Raw genomic sequence first — 6505 nt, 5'->3', positions numbered from 1 at the left:
AGGCGGGCACGGGCACGCACGGCGCGGTCATCGGTGGCCAGGTTGGCCGGCAGCGCGTCGAGCAGTTGCCCGGCTTCGGGGGTGGCACCGGTCTTGAGCAGGGCCAGCGCCAGCTCCAGCTTCAGCTCGTCCTTGTCCGGTTCGGCGGCGATGGAGTCGCGCAGGGCGGCGATCTGGGCCTGCGGGTCCAGCGGCAGCGGAGCGGCCTCTTCGGCGGCGTCCGGGGCGTCCAGTGGGGTGACGCCATGCTGGGTCAGGAATTCGCGCAGCTGGCCTTCGGGCATCGCGCCCGGGAAGCCATCGACGATCTGGCCGTCCCTGATCAGGAACACGGTCGGTACCGAGCGGATCTGGAAGGCCGCGGCGACCTGCTGCTCCTTGTCCACATCGACCTTGGCCAGCTCGAAGGCCCCGTTGTATTCCCCGGCCAGCTTTTCCAGCATCGGCCCCAGGGTCTTGCACGGACCGCACCACGTCGCCCAGAAATCCACCAGCACCGGGGTCTGCATCGATTTCTGCAGGACGTCGGCTTCGAAGGTGGCGGTGGTGGCGTCGAAAACGTGGGGAAGTTCGCTCATGGCTGGATTCATCGCTGGCGGGAGCTTCCTTTATGGCGACGACCGGGCGCTATCTCAACCTCGGCGGCGACGGATTGCTGCCCCGGGGCGCCCGGGTGACCCCGTCGTATCGGTCCGGCCCGCCAGCACAGTTTCAATAAGTATGTTCCAGGATGCGGCCCCGGCCGCCGGGAAGTGGCCCGGCTGATCGCAGCGCCGGATGGAGCCGGTGCCAAGCCCGGGCGCAGCCTGCACAATGTAGGCCGTAGCCGGGCGCCTGTTCCGGCCAGCGTGGCAAGGTGCGTGGTGGCGTCAGTGTGGAAGCGAATGCAAATCGGGGCCGGTCCGCTGGCAGTGGTCATCGGCGTGGCCAGCGTCATCGGATTTGGCGCGCAGCTGGACGGGTATGACCAGCTGCGCCATCCAGTGTCGTTGCTGGGGGCACGCGGGGTGGCGGGAGGCGCCGCGTTCAGTGTGCTCGGGTTCGTGGTTCCGGGCCTGCTGGCCGCAGTGGTGGCGCTGGCGCTGATCCTGAGGATGCCAGCCTCGACACCGCGGATCCTGCGGGTCGGCGGCCAGATGCTGTTGCTGGCGACGGTGGCCTTCACGGCGATGGGATTGCTGCCGCTGGACGTGGACGACATCGAGAGCCGGGCCAGCCAGTACCACGCCAGTGCCTGGCTGCTGTGGCTGGTGGCGTTCAGTGCCGGTGCCGTTGCACTGCGGCTGGGGGCGGGCAGGGACAGTGCCTGGCGGCCACTGGCGGTGCTGACGCTGGGCTGTGTGGTGTGGAGCCTGTGCAGCGCGTTCGTGTTCCAGAGCGTCATGCCGGTGGCCATGGCCCAGCGGCTGGCGTTTCTTGGCTGGCTGGTCTGGCTGCTGGCGGCGGTGCGACTGGCTCCGGCGCGCGGCTGAGCGGGAAACGACGCGGATGGACCGGTTGCGGTGACGCGCAGCGGTTGGGGGGAGGGCTGAAACCGTCGCCATATCAATGATCTGCGGTGAGCAGGGGGATTTGGCCGGGGGGCGGTTTGGAGTGCCATGATGCACTGCGGTACCCTGTCACGCTTTGCCGTTGCCCAGCGTTGCCATGTCCAGCGTCGAACCCAATATCTACGATCCCCAGCAGGTTGAAACCGCCGCCCAGAAATTCTGGGAGGCCGAGAAAGCATTCGAGGTGAACGAAACCTCGGACAAGCCCAAGTACTACTGCCTGTCGATGCTGCCGTATCCGTCCGGTGCGCTGCACATGGGCCACGTGCGCAACTACACCATTGGCGATGTCATCAGCCGCTACAAGCGCATGACCGGCCACAACGTGCTGCAGCCGATGGGCTGGGACGCGTTCGGCCTGCCGGCCGAGAACGCGGCGATCAAGAACAAGACCGCGCCGGCCAAGTGGACCTACAAGAACATCGACCACATGCGCAGCCAGCTCAAATCGCTGGGCTATGCGATCGACTGGTCGCGCGAGTTCGCCACCTGCACGCCGGAGTACTACGTCCACGAGCAGCGCATGTTCACCCGCCTGATGCGCAAGGGCCTGGCCTACCGCCGCAACTCGGTGGTGAACTGGGATCCGGTGGACAACACCGTGCTGGCCAACGAGCAGGTCATCGACGGCCGCGGCTGGCGTTCCGGCGCGCTGGTGGAAAAGCGCGAGATCCCGCAGTGGTTCCTGCGCATCACCGATTACGCCCAGGAACTGCTGGACGGCCTGGATGAACTGCCGGGCTGGCCGGAGTCGGTCAAGACCATGCAGCGCAACTGGATCGGCCGTTCCGAAGGCCTGGAAATCCAGTTCGACGTGCGCGATGTCGACGGCAGCGCGCTGGACCCGTTGCGCGTGTTCACCACCCGTCCGGACACGGTGATGGGCGTGAGCTTCGTCTCCATTGCCGGCGAGCATCCGCTGGCCATGCATGCGGCCAAGAGCAACCCGAAGCTGGCCGCCCTGCTGGCCGAGCTGAAACAGGGCGGTGTCTCCGAGGCCGAGCTGGAAACCCAGGAAAAACGCGGCATGGACACCGGCCTGAAGGCCATCCATCCGGTCAGCGGCGAGCAGGTGCCGGTGTGGGTCGCCAACTTCGTACTGATGGGCTACGGCACCGGCGCGGTGATGGCGGTGCCGGGCCACGACCAGCGCGATTTCGAATTCGCAAGCAAGTACAACCTGCCCAAGAAGCAGGTCATTGCGCTGAAGTCGCCCAGGAACGGCGACGAGCGCACCTACGATGCGGACCGTTGGCAGGACTGGTACGGCGACAAGAGCCGCGAGACCGAGCTGGTCAATTCGGCCGAGTTCGACGGCCTGGACTTCCAGGGCGCGTTCGAAGCGCTGGCCGAGCGTTTCGAGCGCAAGGGCCAGGGTCAGCGCCGGGTGAACTACCGTCTGCGCGACTGGGGCGTGAGCCGCCAGCGCTACTGGGGCTGCCCGATCCCGGTGATCTACTGCGACAAGTGCGGCGCGGTGCCGGTGCCGGAAGACCAGCTGCCGGTGGTGCTGCCGGAGGACGTGACCCTGCTGGGCACCGGTTCGCCGATCAAGGCCGATCCGGAGTGGCGTAAGACCAGCTGTCCGGAGTGCGGCGGCGCGGCCGAGCGCGAGACCGACACCTTCGACACCTTCATGGAGTCCAGCTGGTACTACGCCCGTTACACCTCGCCCGGTGCCCGGGACGCGGTGGACAAGCGCGGCAACTACTGGCTGCCCGTGGACCAGTACATCGGCGGCATCGAGCACGCGATCCTGCACCTGATGTACTTCCGTTTCTTCCACAAACTGCTGCGCGACGCACGCATGGTGGACAGCAACGAGCCGGCGCAGAACCTGCTGTGCCAGGGCATGGTGATCGCCGATACCTATTACCGGCCGAATCCGGACGGTTCCAAGGACTGGATCAACCCGGCCGACGTCCACGTCGAGCGGGACGAGCGCGGCCGCATCACCGGCGCCACGCTGATCGCCGACGGCCAGCCGGTGGTGGTCGGCGGCTCGGAGAAGATGTCCAAGTCCAAGAACAACGGCGTCGATCCGCAGGCGATGGTGGGCAAGTACGGTGCCGATACGGTGCGTCTGTTCTCGATGTTCGCCGCGCCGCCGGAGCAGTCGCTGGAATGGAACGAGGCCGGTGTCGATGGAATGGCGCGTTTCCTGCGCCGGCTGTGGGCGCAGGTGCACAAGCACGTGGCCGATGGCGCCGCACCGGCGCTGGACGTGGCTGCGCTCACCGCCGAGCAGAAGGCGGTGCGCCGCAAGACCCACGAGACGATCGGCAAGGTCGGTGACGACTACGGTCGCCGCCACGCCTTCAACACCGCCATCGCCGCGGTGATGGAGCTGCTCAACTCGCTGTCCAAGTTCAACGACGACAGCGCACAGGCCCGCGCGGTACGCCAGGAAGCGCTGCAGGCGACGGTGCTGATGCTCAATCCGATCACCCCGCATGCCTGCCATGCGATGTGGCAGCTGCTGGGCCATGCCGAAACGCTGCTGGAAGACCAGCCGTTCCCGCAGGTCGATCCGGCCGCGCTGGTCAAGGATGCGCTGACGCTGGCGGTGCAGGTCAACGGCAAGTTGCGCGGCACCATCGAGGTGGCGGCCGACGCGGCGCGCGACCAGATTGAAGCCGCTGCCCTGGCCGAACCGAACGCGGCCAAGTTCCTGGAAGGAATGACGATCCGCAAGGTCATCATCGTGCCGGGCAAGATCGTCAACATCGTTGCCGGTTAAACCCAGCGGATCTCAAGTGCTGTTCACGCGGCATCAGGCAGGCTCCCTGCCTGTTGCCGCTCCCGGCCGGCTCCGCCAGACTGTGCCCATGACCCGATATCTGATCGCCCTGATTCTCGCCGCAAGTCTCTCCGGCTGCGGTTTCCATCTGCGCAACACGCTCACCTTGCCCGCCGATACGCCGGCGGTGAAAGTGGAATCCTCTGTACGCTACAGCGAGCTGGTGAAGCTGCTCAACCGTGGCTTGCGGGCGTCGGGCGCGACGGTTGTCGAAGAGGATCAGGCCATGCCCTCGGCCGACAGCAGTGGCGTTGCCCGTCTGCAGGTCCGCTCCGAGCGCTGGGGCGATCTGCCGATCGCCATCGATGCGCAGGGCCGTGCGCAGGAGTTCAGCCTGCGCTATGCGGTGATCTTCAGCTTCTCGCGTCCGGACGGCTCGGTGATCGTGCCCGAGCAGGCGATCGAACTGTCGCGTGACTATGTCTCGCCGCCGGAGGACGCCACCGGCACCACCACCGAACGTGAAATCCTGGCCGATGAACTGCGCCGGGAAATGGCTGCCTCGATCCTGCGCCGTATCGACAGCGTGGTCCGTGCCGATCTCGAAAAGGCACGCGCCAAACCGGAAGCCAAAGGCGCCGATGACGCCAACGGGGCAGGCTGAGGCCGTGCTTGGCAGGGGCAACGCATCGGCCGGGTGCCACTAGATGGAACTGCGCCCTGAACAGTTGGCCAGCCAGGCGGCCTCGCAGCCGCTGGCGCCTGTCTACCTGATCGCCGGACCCGAATTGCTGCGCGTGCTGGAAGCGGCCGATGCGGTACGCGCACGGGCGCGCGCCGACGGCATTGGCGAGCGCGAGGTGTTCGATGCCGATGGGCGCGATTTCGACTGGGGCCAACTGGCGTCCAGTTTCAATGCGCCGAGTCTGTTCAGCGCCCGCCGCCTGGTCGAGCTGCGCCTGCCTACCGGCAAGCCGGGCAAGGAGGGCGCCGAGGTCATCAGCGATTTCTGCGCGCAGCCGCCGGCCGATGTGGTGCTGCTGATCACCGCCGGCGAATGGAGCAAGGCGCATCAGGGCAAGTGGGCCGAGGCGGTCAGCAAGGCCGGTGTGCTGTCGGTGGCCTGGGCGATCAAGCCGCACGAGCTGGGTGACTGGATCGAGCGGCGTCTGCGCTCCAGGGGATTGCGTGCCGATGCCGCGGCCGTGCAGCGCCTGAGCGAGCGGGTGGAAGGCAATCTGCTGGCGGCCGCGCAGGAAATCGACAAGCTGGCATTGCTTGCTGACGGGCAGGCGCTGGACGTGGCGAAGATGGAGTCGCTGGTGGCCGATGCGGCCCGCTACGACGTTTTCCGGCTCAGCGAGGCGGCGTTTTCCGGCCAGCCGCAGGCGGTGCTGCGCATGCTCGCCGGGCTGCGGGCCGAGGGCGAAGTGGTGGCGGCGCTGATGCCGATCCTGATCCGCGAGCTGCTGTTGACGGCAGGGCTGGCGCGGATCAATGCCGCCGGCGGCAACCTGGCCGCGGAGATGAAGAGCAAGGGGATCTGGGAGTCGCGCCAGGCGCCGTTCAAGCGCGCGCTGCAGCGGCACCCTGATCCGCGCCGCTGGGAGCGTTTCGTCGCCGAGGCCTCGCAGATCGATCGCATGGCCAAAGGCCGGGCCGAGGGCGATCCGTGGCTGGCACTGGAGCGTCTGCTGCTGGCGCTGGCCGAGGCCAAAGCGGTCCGGCTGCTGGTCCGTGGAACGCGCTGAAGTGCCGGCAGTGATGGCGCCATCGCGGCTGTGGCTGCTCTATGGTGGAACCTTCGACCCGGTTCACAATGGCCATCTGGCTATCGCCCGCTGCGCGCGCGACGAACTGGCCAGCCCGGTGCGCTTGATGCCGGCCGCCGATCCGCCACATCGTGCACCGCCCGGCGCCGATGCGGCGCAGCGTGCGGCGATGCTGGAACTGGCAATCGCCGGTGAGCCCGGGCTGAGCGTGGACCTGCGCGAACTGGTGCGGGCGAAAGAGCATCCCGGCGTACCATCGTGGACGGTGGATACCCTGCGTCAGCTGCGCGCGCAGATCGGCGCCTCGCAACCGGTCGCGCTGTTGATCGGGGCCGACAGCCTGCTGGGCCTGCCGGAATGGCACGAATGGGAACGCCTGCTGGAGCTGGCGCATCTGGTGGTGGCCGATCGCCCGGGCAGTCCGCTCGAGGGCGGGCTGCCGG

The 6505-nt window shown here is 67.5% G+C and carries 6 protein-coding genes; 5 read left to right on the top strand and 1 reads right to left on the bottom strand.

Annotated features, from left to right (window positions below; all coding sequences use genetic code 11):
* Positions 1-578 (bottom strand): thioredoxin (gene trxA / locus JCM9942_RS09365; protein WP_054659243.1); only part of this gene is annotated, 578 nt, incomplete at its 3' end.
* A 306-nt stretch (positions 579-884) separates the two neighbouring features.
* On the opposite strand from trxA, the gene JCM9942_RS09360 reads away from it, so the two are divergent.
* The 5 genes from JCM9942_RS09360 to nadD all read left to right on the top strand — a co-directional run.
* Positions 885-1472, top strand: coding sequence for a DUF998 domain-containing protein (locus JCM9942_RS09360; RefSeq protein ID WP_054659241.1), 588 nt, complete (start codon positions 885-887; stop codon positions 1470-1472).
* A gap of 175 nt (positions 1473-1647) precedes the next feature.
* Positions 1648-4290, top strand: coding sequence for a leucine--tRNA ligase (gene leuS / locus JCM9942_RS09355; RefSeq protein WP_054659239.1), 2643 nt, complete (start codon positions 1648-1650; stop codon positions 4288-4290).
* A gap of 88 nt (positions 4291-4378) precedes the next feature.
* The gene (locus JCM9942_RS09350; protein WP_054659237.1) at positions 4379-4954 is read left to right on the top strand and encodes an LPS-assembly lipoprotein LptE; all 576 of its coding nucleotides are present in this window, start codon (positions 4379-4381) and stop codon (positions 4952-4954) included.
* A gap of 43 nt (positions 4955-4997) precedes the next feature.
* Entirely contained in the window at positions 4998-6041 is a 1044-nt protein-coding gene (gene holA, locus JCM9942_RS09345) for a DNA polymerase III subunit delta (protein ID WP_054659235.1), read from the top strand.
* A 13-nt stretch (positions 6042-6054) separates the two neighbouring features.
* On the top strand, positions 6055-6505 hold a 451-nt coding region (gene nadD / locus JCM9942_RS09340), incomplete at its 3' end, for a nicotinate-nucleotide adenylyltransferase (RefSeq protein WP_157722848.1).

Origin of the sequence: Stenotrophomonas pictorum JCM 9942, from assembly GCF_001310775.1 — a bacterium.
GTDB lineage: Bacteria > Pseudomonadota > Gammaproteobacteria > Xanthomonadales > Xanthomonadaceae > Stenotrophomonas > Stenotrophomonas pictorum.
This window is presented reverse-complemented; position numbering and strand designations above follow the sequence as displayed.